Source organism: Shinella kummerowiae, from assembly GCF_009827055.1.
GTDB lineage: Bacteria > Pseudomonadota > Alphaproteobacteria > Rhizobiales > Rhizobiaceae > Shinella > Shinella kummerowiae.
The window spans coordinates 495,787-509,575 of sequence record NZ_WUMK01000003.1 but is presented as its reverse complement, the minus strand read 5'-3'; the positions used below and the strand labels follow the sequence as shown (position 1 = coordinate 509,575).

Below are 13,789 nucleotides of genomic sequence, written 5' to 3'. Positions count from 1 at the left end.
CGCTCAAGCCGCCCTTTGCCGCGTGGCGGCGTCGAGGATGTCCTGTGCTGCGCCCGCTTCGGCGCGAAGCACCGGCCAGGCCGGCACATCGTTGTCCCATTCGACGAGACTGGCAATCGGGCCGATGCGGCCGATGACCGTTTCGTAGAGCGCCCAGACCGGATCTTTCACCGGTGTATCATGGCTGTCGATGAGAAGCGGTGCACCGAGATCGTCCACCGTTTCGGAATGACCGCTGAGGTGGATTTCGCGCACGGCCTCCAAGGGAAAGCGCGCGATGTAGTCATAGGGATCGAGATTGTGGTTCGTCGCCGCGACGAAGACGTTGTTGACGTCGAGCAGCAGGCCGCAGCCGGTGCGCCGCGCGACCTCGGCGAGGAAATCCGTTTCCTCGATCGTGCTCTCCTGGAAAAGCAGATAGGTGGCGGGGTTTTCCAGCAGCATCTGCCGCCCCAGCGTGGCCTGGACCTGTTCGACGTGATCGACCACCTGGGCAAGGGTTGCCTCGGTATAGGGAAGCGGCAGAAGATCGTTGAGGAAGACGCTGTCATGGGTCGACCAGGCGAGATGCTCGGAAAAACTCTCCGGCTGATAGCGGTCGCACAGGGTCTTCAGCCGGCTGAGATGATCTCGGTCGAGCGGCTGCATGGAGCCGATGGACAGGCCGACGCCATGGATGGAAAGCGCGTAGTCCTCGCGCAACCGGCCGAGCTGTGCATGCGGCGGACCGCCGGCACCCATGTAGTTTTCCGCGTGAACCTCGAAAAAGCCGATGGGTTGCGGCGCGGCGAGAATATCGACGAAGTGCTCCGGCTTGAAACCGATGCCGGCACGGCGCGGAAGGGTGGAGGCGATCATGGCGGGCCTTTCTGAAGAGGAAGGTGACGGCGCCTGGGGAGAGACGCCGCCCATTGTGTCCGACGTGACCTCAGGCCGGCGCAGCACCCTGTTCCAGCATGCCGTGTCCATCGGGGGTCTTCATCGACATGCAGGTGCCCTTGGGAACCAGCTTGAAGGCGTTCTTCTGGTAGTCGATCTTCGACGTGCCGGCGCAGGTCGTGCCCGGGCCTGCGGCGCAGTCGTTCTGGCCCTTCATCGCGATGCCGTAGCACTTTTCCTTGGCATCTTCGGCAGCCGCCGGCGTGGCGATGGCGACAAGCGCAGAGGCAAGCGAACCGGCGAGGGCGAGGGTGGCGATCGTGGTCTTCATAGGATGTCTCCGTTGGTGGCAGCCGCGATTGGCTGTGCATTCACGGCTACGCAAAGGACCTGTTCTACGTTACACGGCAGGGTGCCGATTTTTTCGGTCATGCCCGCCAGCACAATCCGACTGGAAGAAAAATTCGTTTTCTGTCAGTGGCTTATGCTTGTTACGAATTTGTTTTATCGAGCGTGGTAACAAGTTTGTGTTCCCCGACGTAGGGTAGACAGCAGTGAAACAATCGGTGCGTGAAGAGGAATGGGCGGCCTGGCTGCGCCTCGCCATCAAGGGCGACGCGCAAGCCTATAACCGTTTCCTCCTGGCGGTGACACCTCATCTGCGCGCCATGGCGCGGCGGCGCTGCGATCAGTTCGGTGCGCCTGCGAGCGAGGCGGAGGACGTCGTGCAGGAAGTGCTGCTGGCGATCCACCTGAAGCGCGGTACCTGGGATCCGGCGCGGCCGCTCGGCCCGTGGCTCACGACCATCGTGCGCAACAAGCTGATCGACAGCCTGCGCCGCCGTGGCCGGCATGTGAATGTGCCGATCGACGATGTCTCCGATTTCCTGGAGGCGGAGGACGGGACGCATGAGGCCGCCGACCGGCTCGACACCGAGACGGTCCTGGCCCAGTTGAAGGAACCGCAGCGGGACATCGTCCGCTCGATTTCCCTGGAAGGAGCAGGCATCAGGGAAACGGCGGCACGGTTGAAAATGACGGAGGTGGCCGTGCGCGTCTCCCTCCACCGGGCGCTGAAATCGCTGGCTGCCCTCTATCGGAGCGAATGACATGAAGACCGACGACCTGATCACCCTGATGACGCAAGATGCGCCCGTAGGCATGCGCTACGGCCGGGCGCTTGCGATCGCGATCGTTGCGGGCTTCGTCTTCTCCGCGTTGCTTCTCGTCGTCACCGTCGGCCTCCGGCACAACATGGCGACAGTGTTCGAGACCGCGCGGGTGTGCTTCAAAATCGTCGTGACGATCGTCCTTGCCGTCCTTGCGGTGCGGCTCGCCATGCGGATCGGTCGACCGGGCGAGCCGATGCGCATTCCCACCCTTCTGCTCGCGGTGCCGGCACTGATGGTGGCGGTCGCGGTCGTTGCGGAGCTCGTTGTTCTCCCTTCGGACGCGTGGAAAGCAAATCTCGTCGGCCGCAACGCGCTGTTCTGCCTGTTCTTCGTTCCGGTTCTCTCCCTTGCGCCCTTTGCGGGGCTGTTCTGGGCGCTGAAAAAGGGTGCGCCTGCCAATCCGACAGCGGCCGGTAGCGCTGCGGGGTTTGCCGCGGGCGCTGTCGCTGCCGCCATCTATGCCTGGCACTGCCCCGACGACAGTCCGCTCTTTCTCGCCACCTGGTACACGATCGCCATTGCCATCATGACCCTGTCTGGCGCGCTCCTTGGTCGGCGCTGGTTGCGTTGGTGACGGGTGTCGGCTGCCGCACCCAGATAGCGTGTTCGATCTTGCCCTTCAGTTCCGGATAGGCATCCGGATCGAAGCGTGGGTCGCCGGTTTTTTTCTGATCGAAATAGTCCTTCGTCAGCTTCGCCACGGTGCCAGAGAGCAGTACGATGGCGACGAGGTTGACCGACGCCATCAGCCCCATTGCCGCGTCGGCCATGTTGAAGACGACCGCGACGGTCGTATAGGCGCCCCAGATGACCATCAAGAGCACGGCGACCCGCAAGGCAGCGATCGTGCCCTTGTTGTCGAGCTTCAGGAAGACCATCGCGTTTTCCGAATAAGCGTAATTTCCGATGATCGACGTGAAGGCGAAGAAGAAGATCGCTATGGCGATGAAATAGCGACCCGCTTCGCCGATATGGGCAACCATCGCTTCCTGTGTAAGCGGCGTGCCGGTCAGCTCGGAGCCGGGTGTCATGACGCCGGACAGCAGGATCATGATGCCGGTCGCCGTGCAGATCAGGATCGTGTCGATGAACACGCCGAGCGCCTGCACGAAGCCCTGGCTGGCCGGATGATGCGGCGACGGTGTGGCAACGGCTGCGATGTTCGGCGCCGAACCCATACCGGCTTCGTTGGAGAAGAGGCCGCGCTTGACGCCGTTCAGCATGGCGCCTGCCACGCCACCGGCGGCCTGCTCGATGCCGAAGGCGCTCTTGACAATGAGCGAGAGCACGGCCGGCACTTCGGTGATGTTCGTCACCACGACATAGACGGCCATGCCGAGATAGGCGACGGCCATGAAGGGCACGACATATTCGGCAACCTGCGCGATCTGCCGGATCCCGCCGAAGATCACCACTGCGGTCAGCACCGCAAGCCCGACGCCGACCCAGATCTTGTCGATGCCGAAGGCACCCTGCATCGCGTCGGCAATGGAATTCGCCTGCACCGCGTTGAAGACGAGGCCGAAGGCGATGATCAGGCAGATGGAGAAGATGGCGCCGGCCCAGGGTGCGTTCAGGCCGCGCGAAATGTAGAAGGCCGGCCCGCCGCGATACTGCCCATTGTGGTCGGTGATCTTGTAGAGTTGCGCGAGCGCGCTTTCCGAATAGGCCGTCGCCATGCCGACGGCCGCCACCACCCACATCCAGAATAGCGCGCCCGGCCCGCCGAGGAAAAGCGCGACGGCGACACCGGCAAGGTTGCCCGTGCCAACGCGGGAGGCAAGGCTGGTGCACAGCGCCTGGAACGGTGTGATGCCGCTTGAGTCGTTTGCCGGTGCGGCCATCACGGAGCGGAACATTTCCGGGAAATGCAGGATCTGGATGAAGCGAAGACGCAAGGTGAAATAAATGCCGACCGCGATCAGCCCGTAGATGAGCACATAGCCCCAGAAGATCGTGTTGAGCAAATCGATGATGGCATTGAGAGCTGTCACGGCCGTCTCCTTGCTGCGCGCACGGCATGGCTGGCGCACGGCAAACAAGACTTGTTTGCCGCGACGTCCGGTGCGCCGTGACTTGGGATGAACTGACTGCCGAATAGTTGCATGGGATGATGGACGGCGCAATCTTGAAAAACGATTGCGCGGTTCGTGTTTAACCTCGCCAGACGCGTGGCGGCGGCACGACGAGGACGGTCGATACGTCGAGACAGTCTCGGACACGCAATATCAGGTGGGCGCGGTTCGGCCTCGCCTCGTGCTGTCCCGTATCGTCACCGCGCCACCTTCAACCCATCCAACCACGCCGCAACCCGTTCGATGGTCTGCCGCTCCTGCGGCGCCTGCATGGAAAAACCATCGACAAGATCGGCCCTTTGCGCATGACTGGCGACAACCTCCAGGCTGTTACCCAACCCGTAGCCGCCGTGCGTGATCACCGGAATGATCGTCTTGCCCGAGAGATCGTGCGCGGTGAGGAATGATCGTATCACCGGGGGCGCTGTCATTCCCCAGACCGGAAAGGCAAGAAACACCGTATCGTACCGGACGAGGTCTCCGGTTTCCGCCTTCAACGGCGGTTCGTAGCCGCGGCTGCTCTCCTGCTTCGCCTGTTCGACCGTGGCGAAATAGTCGGCAGGGTAGGGCTGCTCGGGCTCGATCTCGAACAGATCGGCTCGCAGGGCGCGGCTGATGTGACCCGCCACGACGCGCGTATGTCCGCTTCGCGAAAAATACGCGACGAGGACCTCGCCCGCCGGAAGCTGCGCCGCCGTGGCCGGCGCTGCCCGTGCAGCCGTCAGAGATAGGAGCAGCGACGTCACGAGAAGTTCCCGTCGTGTTGGATTGTCGTTCATGGCCTCACTCCGAAAATCGGGTCAAAGACCCGTCATCTTGAGGACCGCTTCGGGCAGGCGCTCGCCCTGGACCTCGATCTTTGAAAGGGCAGCCGCGATCTCGCTCAGGTCTTCTGTCGTGAGCGTCAGATCGACCGAACCGAGATTTTCCTCCAGGCGATGAATCTTGGTGGTGCCGGGAATCGGCACGATCCATGGTTTCTGCGCCAGCAGCCATGCGAGGGCGATTTGCGCGGGCGTCGCGCCCTTGCGATCCGCGGCGGCCTTGACGATGGCGACCAGCGCCATGTTGGTTTTGCGGGCTTGCGGTGAAAAGCGCGGCACGCTGTTGCGGAAGTCCGTGGGGTCGAATTTGGTGTTCTCGTCGATCTTGCCGGTGAGAAAACCCGCGCCGAGCGGGCTGAACGGCACGAAGCCGATGCCAAGCGCCTCAAGTGCTGGCAGAAGCTCCGTTTCGGGGCCACGCCAGAACAGAGAATATTCACTCTGCACCGCCGTCACCGGTTGCACCGCGTGCGCCCGGCGGATCGTCTGGACACCCGCCTCGGAGAGGCCGAAATGTTTGACCTTTCCTTCCGCAATCAGCTCCCCGACTGCGCCGGCAACGTCCTCGATCGGCACGCCGGGATCGACGCGATGCTGGTAGAAAAGGTCGATGCGATCGGTCCTCAGTCTCTTGAGGCAGGCCTCGGCCACCGCCCTGATATGTTCGGGCCGGCTGTTGGTGCCGCCGGTGCGCGCGCCGGTCTCAAGGTCGATGTCGAAGCCGAATTTTGTGGCGATGACGACATCGTCCCGGATCGGCGCGAGCGCCTCACCGACCAGGTCTTCATTGACGAACGGACCATAGGCTTCGGCCGTGTCGAACATGGTCACGCCGCGATCGCGAGCGGCGCGGATGAGGCCGATCATCTCGACCCTGTCGGCCGCCGGACCGTAAGCCGAACTCATGCTCATGCAGCCAAGGCCGAGAGCGGAGACATTGAGCGTTCCAAGTTTTCGGGTTTGCATTGCACTCTCCAATGGACTGCGCGCCCGGGGACGGCGCGACAAATCTGCGTTTGAGAGGACTCTAGCGTTCGCGGCAGCTTGCGATAAGGTGTCATAATCCGCATGGGCCTTTTAGAAGAGCTAACAAATCCAGATGGAAAACTTCAACGATCTCGCCGCATTCGCCGTCGTCGCCAGGGAGCGCAGTTTTACGCGCGCCGCCGCGAAACTGCGCGTTTCGCCGTCAGCGCTGAGCCAGACCGTTCGCAATCTCGAGGAGCGGCTGGGTTTGCGGCTGCTGACCCGGACGACACGCAGCGTCGCTTCGACCGAAGCCGGCGAACGTCTACTGCGCACGATCGCACCGCGTTTCGAGGAAATCGAAGCGGAACTGGCGGCCTTGAGCGCATTGCGCGACAAGCCAGCCGGAACCGTCCGTATCACCGCCGGTGAGCATCCGGCGGTGTCGATCCTGCAACCGGCCCTCAAGCGCTTCCTGCCGGATTATCCGGATATCCAGGTCGAGATCATCATCGACTATGGCCTGACCGATATCGTCGCGGAGGGGTTCGACGCTGGCGTGCGGATGGGCGAACAGGTCGCGAAAGACATGATCGCCGTGCCCATCGGGCCGCAGATGCGGATGGCCGTCGTCGCGTCACCGGCCTATTTCGAGCGGAATCCGCCGCCGCAAAACCCCCAGGACATGACATCCCATAACTGTATCAACACGCGCCTGCCGACCTATGGCGGCGTCTTTAGCTGGGGCCTCGAGAAGAATGGCCGTGAAGTGAAGGTGCGTGCGGACGGCCAACTCATCTACAACAGCCTGAGCATGCGGCTTTCCTCGGCATTGGATGGTCTGGGGGTCGCCTACATGCCCGAAGATCAGGTTCTGCCCTATGTCGCCGATGGACGACTGGTGCGGGTTCTGGAGGACTGGTGTCCGTATTTCCCCGGCTATCATCTCTACTATCCGAGCCGACGGCAACAGTCCCCGGCGCTGGCCCTACTGGTGGACGTTCTGCGTTATCGCTCTCGGTGACGCGGCCTTACCCTTGCGCCCGCGCAACCATTGCATGGCGTAATAGGTGAGGGCGATGTAAAGGCCGATGATCGCGAGGCAGTGGATGAAGAATCCGGCGACGGATTCCTCGAAATTCCACCAGTCGAGCGTCATCCCCATGGAGAGCCTGGTGCCGATCGCCAGCTCGAATGAACTCCAGACACCATGGAGGGCGATTGCGGCCGTGACTACCCGGAGTGTGAGTGTCCGCGTTCCGTCTGGCTGCGAGATGCGTGCCAGCTTGCGCGCCACGCCCATGAGCATCGGCCAGCGCAGGCCGAGGTGAACGGACACGATCACGAGAACCCAATAGGCCGCGAGCGTATGAATCTGCCGCATCGTGAAACCGGCATAGGGCGACATGACGCCGGACAGCGCGTTGGAAATGAGCACGCTGGTGACGAGAAGACCCACCATCGCCAACACCAGCAGAAACGTCACAACGATGTTGAGCAGGCCGCGCGCCTCGCGACGGGCCTTTGGGATCGTGCCGTACCAGCGGCGATTGAACACGGTATGCACGACGATCAGCACGAACAGGCCGGTTCCGGCCAGTTCATGCGCGACATTGCCGAGCCACCAATAGGAGAAGGCGAAGAGCACCAGTCCGACGGCGATGAGATCGAAGGCAAGTCGCATCACAAACATGGGGGACAATGTGAAGCCTCCGCTTACTCGACCGGCGTGCCGTCGAACCGGGGGATACGATAGGCGGTATAGAGGTAGTCGCTGCCTTCCTGGCCGCGGTGGCAGGACTGACAGCGCGCGGTGTTTTCGTCCATGTTGATCGACTTGTCCGGCCAGAACCACTGGAACTGCCAGTCGGCGGTGCGGCGGCTTTCGTCATAGTCCGCGCCCCAATCCTCGCCCTTCTGCATGACGAAGTAGCGATAGAGTTCGCCGTCGCGGTGGTCGACCAGCACGAAATGCGTGCCCGCCGGGATCGGCTTCCCACTCCTGACGGCCTCCATCGCGGTGGGCGTGGTCATGATGTGCTCCGTCACATCACCCCGCCGGACGGTGGTGTAGTGAACCAGCGCATCGAGATCGGGAAACTGCACACGGTTCGGTTCGGCGTGGACCTGCCATCCGATCATGGAGACGGCGAAGGCGGCGAGCGTGCTCGACGCGAGGGGCGTTGCAAATCTCTTCAAGGGTGTGCCTCATTCTGGGGGATAGGACGCGTCAGTCCAGCTTCTTGTCCGAGAGGAATTTCGACACCTGATCCGCGATCTCGATGTTGTTGAGATCGGACATCAGGAAGTGCGTGTTGCCGCGAATGTCGATGTCGGGCAGATGCACGAGCTGCGCGTCGCCGCCATGCTTGTTGATGGCCTCGACCCAGAGCCTGGCCATGGCAAGCCGCACCCGCCAATTGTCCTGGCCGCGCTCCTTGGTCGGCTCGACCGGAAAGTTGTCGCCGTAGTAGATGATAATCGGAATGCCGGTCAGCCTCTCGAAGTCGGCGAGCGGCACGGCCTCCGGCTTCAACGAGCCCGCCGCACTTGGCATTTCCTCGGGCAGTTCGCTTTCGGGGAAGATGAAGCCGCTGCCGGGCTCGAAAGCGACGATGCCTTTGACGTTCGTGCTCTTGATCGCCGTCAGCCAGCCCGGCCCGCCTGCCTGCGAGTGTGAGAACAGGATGGCGGGGCCCGTCTTGTCGAACAGCGCCGCCATGGCATCGGAAATCATGCCGGCGTCAAAAGGTCCGGTATTGGGTGTGACCGACCGCAAGAACTGGTCCAGCGTCTCGGGCTTGCGGTCGAACTGCACGTTATCGAAATAGTCCGGCCATTTTCCGAGCCGGAACTGATCGAAGAACAGTTGGTCGAACGGCGTTGGCTCGACTGTCGTCGCCACGGTGCTGTTGCCGGCACGCCCCCGGCGTGGTTGATCGACGAGATAGACCGGGTAGCCTCGGCGCAGGAAGATGGTCTGGAAACCTTCACGGCCGTCCGGCGTCGTTTCCCAGCTCCGCGCCGATTGATACGCGCCATGCAGCATGACGATGGGCAGCGCCTTGGAATCCTGCGGGATTTGGTAGAAGGCGTAGAGATGGTCGCCGTGGAAGGTCTGACCCACCGCGGTCGGGTTGTTGTTGTCGTAGGTCCCAGGCGTCGTCAGAACGGTGCCGCCGACAGCGACGCTTCCCTGCTCCTCAATCGTGAGAGGCGCAAATTTTCTGCCCTGATCGGCCATCGCGGCCACCGGCGAAAGCGCTGTGGCCACGGCCACCAGCGATGCTATGAACCGATTGCATGAATACAAGGCGCCTATCCTTCTCGACGTTTCGCTTCGGCGGGAAAGATAGAGGCGGCTTCATTCCGTGATTAGATGCCGATATCGGGATGCGTCTTTAAGGCTGGCTTAACAATGCTTGGCGACGGTGTACCACCAACGCCATTCGAAAACTGGCGGCGGCTGCCCCGAGCGGCCGCTTTGACGATGCCGACGACTGGGTGTAATCTGACTGCATACTATCAGGAGCATCTGCCATGCGCATTGGAGTGCTCATCGTTGGTCTCATCGTGGCCCTGATACCCGTCTCGGCGGATGCTCACAATTGCAAATGCCGAAATCGCGGCGTCATGTTCAAGCTCGGAGAGGTGTCCTGCCTGAATGTCGACGGCGGCTCCTATCTCGCGCGCTGCGAGATGAAGCTCAACGTCTCGTCCTGGACCAAGGTCCAGGAAGGTTGCCCGGTGACCGAGCGCACACTGCGGCGACTAACGCTTGTCAATTGATGACATTGTCAGGCGCGGCGCGCGGCAGTCTCGTTGTCGACGCCGATGCTTGGGTGCGGCTGGTTCGGATTGGAGCCGCATGCTTGGCCCTGGAGCTTGGCTGCAGCAGGTGACGATCAAGCCGGTTCGTAGTGGACTGCAAAACTGACCGATGGGTCAGCGTGCGCATCCCAGTAGCCCCTCCAGAGTGCCTTGCTGATGGGGCCGACCTTGCCGTCGCCGACCGGCTGGCCGTCGAGGGTGGTGATCGGCATGACGCCGCCGGCGGTTGTGACGAAGAGAATCTCGTCGCACTGGTAGGCGAGTTCCACCGGGACATCGTCGATCGTGTAGGGATAACCGAGCGTTTCGGCGACGGCGAGCACGGACTTGCGCGTCACCCCCTCGAGAACACCCTTCTTCGGCGTGTAGAGCTTGCCGTCCTTGATCAGGATGACGTTGAAGCCGGAGCCCTCGGTGAGGTTCGCGTCGCCGTCGGTGAGGATCGGGTACATGGCGCCGCGATCGCGCGCCTCCAGCAGGCCGCGGGTGAAATCGCCCCATTGCAGGTTCTTGACGGTGGGGTCGATTGCGCCGGGCGGCACGCGGCGCACGGTGCGGGTGATGACGGCGGTGCCGCCGGTCTTCTGCGTTACCTCGTCCATCACCCACAGATAGGGCATGACCATGAGATAGCAGAAATTGTCGCATTCTTCCGGCGCATACTGGCGCACAAACCGCAGGCCGCGCGTCACGATCAGCATGACATAGGCGTCGCGGATGCCGCTTTTCGCCACCATTTCGACGAGCCGGTCACGGATTTCCTGTCGCGGCAGCGGGCTTTTCAGGCGCAGCTGCGCGCAGCTCTTCTCGAACCGGTCGAGGTGATCGTCGAGCCGGAAGAACCGGCCGTTCCAGACACCAGGCACGTCATAGGTCAGGTCGGAATGGAGAAAACCCTGGTCGAGGATCGGAATGCGCGCCTCGTTGAGCGGCACATATTCTCCCGCAATATAGGCGATGCCCTTGGTGAACGGATTGTCGCTCGCTTCGAGTTCTGCCACGCGCCGGCGATAGTCGGTGAAGATATGGTCCGTGTAGGACATGATACGGCCTCCCTGAAAAGCATGTGATCAAGCGCCCCTGCACGCCGTCCAGGGGACGGCGTGCAGGTTTTGAAAGGCAGCGTCGCTCAGGCCGCCAGGATGCCTGCGGAGACGATGTCGGCGAAGGCGCCGTCGGCGCCATCCAGAGCCCGGTCGATGTCCTCGGCCGTATGCGCGGCGCACAGGAACATGTTGTGCTTGGGGTGAAGGTAGATGCCACGGCGCAGGGCCGCCACGCAGAAGGCGTTGCCGATCCTGAGATCCTGGTCCGCGTCGAAGAGGACCATGGGCATCTGCACCGGACCCGTCTGCCGGAGCGTGAAGCCATGGCGGGCGGAAATCGTCGCAAGACCGTCCCGCAACCGGTTGCCCATCGCTTCGGTATGGGCGAGCGCGTCGCTGTCGTGCAGGATCCGGATCGTGGTGACGGCCGCGGCCATAGCGGCGGAGCCATACCAGAAGGAGCCCGTGGTGAAGATCTTGCCGGCGCCGTCCCGGAACCGGTCTGCACCCGCGACTGCGGCGAGCGGCCAACCATTGGCAATCGACTTCGAATAGGCCGCGAGGTCCGGCTTTACACCGTAGCGTGCCCAGCTTCCCCGCACGTCGAGGCGGAAACCCGCGCGCACGTCGTCGAGGATGAGGGCGGCACCCGTTCGGTCGCAGACAGCGCGGGCATGGGCGAGGAAGGCGGCCTCCGGCAGGTGCTGGTCCTTGCCGACATCGTGCTGGAAGGCGGTGAGCAGGATGCCCGCGAGATCATCGCCCGCCGCCTCGACGGCGGCGTCGAGGCTCGCGCTGTCGTTGTAGTCGAAAAGGACGAGATGGGCGCGATCCTCCGTCGTCACGCCGACAAGTGACGGCGAACACCACGGAACGGCCCCATGATAGGCGCCTCTTGCGACGAGGATCTTGCGGCGGCCCGTGGCGGCGCGTGCGATGGTGACGCAGACCGTTGTCGCGTCCGTGCCGTTCTTCTGGAAGAGCGTCCAGTCGGCGTGGTCGAGCGTGTCGACGAGCAGTTCGGCAAGCTCGACCATCGTGTCCGTCGGGCCGTTGCCGATATCGCCCTGGTCGATGCGGGCGAGGGCTGCGGCCTCCACTTCGGGATGGCGATAGCCGAGCACGTTCGGCCCCCAGGCGCACATGAAGTCGATATATTCGTTGCCATCGGCATCCCAGACCCGGCACCCTTGCGAGCGCGAGAAGAACTGGGGGTAGCCGGGCGCGATCGCCCGGGTCGCCATATGGCCCCAGACGCCGTTCGGTACGACGCGCTGGGCGCGCTCGAGAAGTTCCGCATCGCGGCTGTTCAGCAGTCTCGCTGTCATCTTGCGTTCCTTGTCTGTGCGGGAGAGGCATTTGCGCCCCTCCCGATAGGGCGATCAGTTCGAGATTTCGGCGAGCGGCAGGTTGCAGCAGGCGCTGTAACGAACGCCCTTGATGCTCGGGCTATGCGCCAGGATGAGGTCCGGGCTGACCATCGGAATGATGATCCGGGCCTTCGCCATCTGATCGCCGGCCTCGAACCACAGCTTTTGCGCCTCTTCCGGTGTGGCGGCGGCGAGCGCCTGTTCGCGCAGCTTGCTGGTCTGCGCATTGATGATCGACGGATCCATTTCTCCGCCGGCACGTTTTGCCCAGACGGAGCCTTCCGACAGGCCGAAGACGTCGACATATTGCGAGGTGCCGAAGAAGTCGGGTGCGAAGAAGACGGCGGTTAGCGGAATGTGGTCGCCGTTGGCCGCTTCACGCCAGTTGGCGAAGGGAACCGGCGACAGTTCCACGGTGATGCCCACCTTCGCCAGGTCTTGCTGGATCTTCTGCATCATCAGCGAGAAGTCGACGCCGTAGACGTTCATGTCCGGGTAGATCGACTTCAGCGTAAAGCCGTCGCCGGCCCCTGCCGCGGCAAGCAGTTCCTTGGCGCGATCCGGGTTATAGGCGGGGATTTCGTGACCATCGCCGCCAGGGAAGCCGAGCGGAATGGGCGTGGCGATTGCGCGGCCGGCGCCGCCGACGGTGAAGTCGATCAACGATGTCCGGTCGATGGCGATCGAGATGGCCTCGCGCACCTCGGGCGTCAGCTTGACGGTGTTGGCCTTCGCACCCGGCGAAAGAGCGATGTAGACGAAGTTGTAGGAGGGCACCTTCTCCACCACGACGTCGCTGCCTTCAAGCGTCTTGGCGGTTTCCGGGTCGATCTGCATGGCGATGTCGGCCGAGCCCGACTGCAGCATCTGCGCCTGCGCCACGGCGTCCTTGACCTGGCGGAACACGACCTGCGGGATCGTCGGCGCCTTGCGCCAGTAGTTCTCGTTGCGCTTCAGGCGCAATTCCGCGTTCGGCTCGTAGGATTCAAGAACGAACGGTCCGCTGCCGGCGGAGTTCGCGAGGAACCAGTTTTCCGACGTGTCCTTGTCGACGGCCGTTGCGTCCGAAAGGGCGCCATTGGCGGCGGCGACGTCGCTGTTGATCACGCCGAGGAAGCCTGCGGCCGCCTGGTTGAGGAATTCCGAATTCGGCGCGGCGAGCTTGACGATGACGGTCTGCGCATCGGGAATCTCGACCGAAGTGATCGGGTCGGCGATGAAGGCGCCGTTGCCCTTGATGTTCTTCAGCCGCTCGAACGACCATTTCACATCCTTCGCCTCCACCGGGGAGCCGTCGGAGAATTTCGCCGCCGGATCGAGCTTGAAGGTCAGCTCGGTCTGTTCCTTGTTGACCTCCCAACTTGAGGCGAGCAACGGCTGCAGCTTGTTGTCCTTGTCGAGCGTGACGAGCTGCTCGTAGACAGACGTGTTGTAGATCTGGCAGGTGTCACACCAGGCGCGCGCCGGATCGAGCGAATTGACGTCCATATCGCGGGCGATGACGAGCGCACGCTCCTCGGCGGCAGCGGGCTGCATCAGCCCACCGAGGGCGGTGGCGGAAAGTGCGAGTGCAAGGAAGGCCAGTCTGGATTTCGGCAGAAGAAGTCGTTTCATCGGTGTATCTCC

General features: G+C 62.9%; 15 protein-coding genes. 4 read left to right on the top strand and 11 right to left on the bottom strand.

From position 1 onward, the window contains the following. Window positions 1-3: 3 nt before the first annotated feature. Window positions 4-858: an MNIO family bufferin maturase gene (gene bufB / locus GR138_RS10045; RefSeq protein WP_160858920.1), complete on the bottom strand. Its 855-nt coding sequence runs from the start codon at window positions 856-858 to the stop codon at window positions 4-6. 70 nt (window positions 859-928) lie between these two features. Further along, complete coding sequence (locus GR138_RS10040; RefSeq protein ID WP_160858918.1) at window positions 929-1,210, bottom strand: BufA1 family periplasmic bufferin-type metallophore; 282 nt, start codon at window positions 1,208-1,210, stop codon at window positions 929-931. Window positions 1,211-1,433: 223 nt separating this feature from the next. On the opposite strand from GR138_RS10040, the gene GR138_RS10035 reads away from it, so the two are divergent. Together GR138_RS10035 and GR138_RS10030 are read left to right on the top strand one after the other, a co-directional pair. Next, a complete protein-coding gene (locus GR138_RS10035) occupies window positions 1,434-1,988 on the top strand; it encodes a sigma-70 family RNA polymerase sigma factor (RefSeq protein ID WP_160858916.1) in 555 nt (184 codons plus the stop codon). 1 nt (window position 1,989) lies between these two features. Continuing rightward, window positions 1,990-2,625 carry an NrsF family protein gene (locus GR138_RS10030; RefSeq protein WP_160858914.1) on the top strand — a complete coding sequence of 212 codons (636 nt, stop codon included), beginning with the start codon at window positions 1,990-1,992 and terminating at the stop codon, window positions 2,623-2,625. On the opposite strand, the gene GR138_RS10025 is transcribed toward GR138_RS10030, so the two are convergent. From GR138_RS10025 to GR138_RS10015, 3 genes are all read right to left on the bottom strand, one after another. Further along, the gene (locus GR138_RS10025; RefSeq protein ID WP_160858912.1) at window positions 2,576-4,045 is read right to left on the bottom strand and encodes an amino acid carrier protein; all 1,470 of its coding nucleotides are present in this window, start codon (window positions 4,043-4,045) and stop codon (window positions 2,576-2,578) included. The genes GR138_RS10030 and GR138_RS10025 overlap by 50 nt on opposite strands. Before the next feature lie 278 nt (window positions 4,046-4,323). Then, window positions 4,324-4,905 (bottom strand): flavodoxin, encoded by a 582-nt coding sequence (locus tag GR138_RS10020; RefSeq protein ID WP_160858910.1) that lies wholly within the window; start codon window positions 4,903-4,905, stop codon window positions 4,324-4,326. A gap of 21 nt (window positions 4,906-4,926) precedes the next feature. Beyond that, on the bottom strand, window positions 4,927-5,916 hold the full coding sequence (locus tag GR138_RS10015; protein WP_160858908.1) for an aldo/keto reductase: 990 nt from the start codon (window positions 5,914-5,916) through the stop codon (window positions 4,927-4,929). Window positions 5,917-6,049: 133 nt separating this feature from the next. Between GR138_RS10015 and GR138_RS10010 the strand changes: the two genes are divergently transcribed. Then, window positions 6,050-6,940 carry a LysR family transcriptional regulator gene (locus GR138_RS10010; protein ID WP_202402582.1) on the top strand — a complete coding sequence of 297 codons (891 nt, stop codon included), beginning with the start codon at window positions 6,050-6,052 and terminating at the stop codon, window positions 6,938-6,940. Here the strand turns inward: GR138_RS10010 and GR138_RS10005 are convergent. From GR138_RS10005 to GR138_RS09995, 3 genes are read right to left on the bottom strand one after another with little or no spacing between them, the layout of a single operon-like run. After that, the gene (locus GR138_RS10005; protein ID WP_246200375.1) at window positions 6,905-7,609 is read right to left on the bottom strand and encodes a DUF4405 domain-containing protein; all 705 of its coding nucleotides are present in this window, start codon (window positions 7,607-7,609) and stop codon (window positions 6,905-6,907) included. The genes GR138_RS10010 and GR138_RS10005 overlap by 36 nt on opposite strands. A gap of 23 nt (window positions 7,610-7,632) precedes the next feature. Next, on the bottom strand, window positions 7,633-8,115 hold the full coding sequence (locus tag GR138_RS10000; protein ID WP_420853628.1) for a cytochrome P460 family protein: 483 nt from the start codon (window positions 8,113-8,115) through the stop codon (window positions 7,633-7,635). 31 nt (window positions 8,116-8,146) lie between these two features. After that, entirely contained in the window at window positions 8,147-9,160 is a 1,014-nt protein-coding gene (locus GR138_RS09995; protein WP_160859236.1) for an alpha/beta hydrolase, read from the bottom strand. A gap of 296 nt (window positions 9,161-9,456) precedes the next feature. On the opposite strand from GR138_RS09995, the gene GR138_RS09990 reads away from it, so the two are divergent. Beyond that, window positions 9,457-9,705 carry a hypothetical protein gene (locus GR138_RS09990; RefSeq protein ID WP_160858904.1) on the top strand — a complete coding sequence of 83 codons (249 nt, stop codon included), beginning with the start codon at window positions 9,457-9,459 and terminating at the stop codon, window positions 9,703-9,705. A gap of 116 nt (window positions 9,706-9,821) precedes the next feature. Here GR138_RS09990 and GR138_RS09985 read toward each other — a convergent pair whose 3' ends face one another. From GR138_RS09985 to GR138_RS09975, 3 genes are all read right to left on the bottom strand, one after another. After that, complete coding sequence (locus tag GR138_RS09985; RefSeq protein WP_160858902.1) at window positions 9,822-10,790, bottom strand: aminotransferase class IV; 969 nt, start codon at window positions 10,788-10,790, stop codon at window positions 9,822-9,824. 86 nt (window positions 10,791-10,876) lie between these two features. After that, window positions 10,877-12,121, bottom strand: a complete 1,245-nt coding sequence (locus GR138_RS09980; RefSeq protein WP_202402581.1) for an aminotransferase class III-fold pyridoxal phosphate-dependent enzyme — start codon at window positions 12,119-12,121, stop codon at window positions 10,877-10,879. 54 nt (window positions 12,122-12,175) lie between these two features. Next, window positions 12,176-13,777 (bottom strand): ABC transporter substrate-binding protein, encoded by a 1,602-nt coding sequence (locus GR138_RS09975; RefSeq protein WP_160858900.1) that lies wholly within the window; start codon window positions 13,775-13,777, stop codon window positions 12,176-12,178. Between the last annotated feature and the right edge of the window lie 12 nt (window positions 13,778-13,789).